Origin of the sequence: Shewanella sp. S1-49-MNA-CIBAN-0167 (genome assembly GCF_040310145.1) — a bacterium.
GTDB lineage: Bacteria > Pseudomonadota > Gammaproteobacteria > Enterobacterales > Shewanellaceae > Shewanella > Shewanella psychromarinicola.
In genome coordinates this window covers 1-236 of record NZ_JBEOPO010000494.1, presented here as the reverse complement: position 1 = coordinate 236, position 236 = coordinate 1, and the positions used below count along the sequence as shown (strand labels likewise).

Here is a 236-nt window from a genome sequence, read left to right as displayed (position 1 = left end):
TGCTTTAGCTTTGTTGATGAACGTTTAAGAGCTTTTGGGTTTTTAACGTACCAACCGTTCGAACCTACAACCGTATGCTGACTGTTAATGTCGTAGCCTACAATTGAATGCAAGACCCGCTTCGCGGTCTTGCATTCAACCTCTTGGGTGAGCGATACATTCCATTTACCATGTGATAGTTGGACAGTAACAGTCTTGATTTCACTGACTAATTTACGGTGTAAAACAATCGGTAC

The 236-nt window shown here is 41.9% G+C and carries 1 pseudogene; it reads right to left on the bottom strand.

Annotated features, from left to right (window positions below):
- Positions 1 to 236, bottom strand: a pseudogene (locus AAEZ00_RS22140) (RNA-guided endonuclease InsQ/TnpB family protein); the annotation flags it as partial.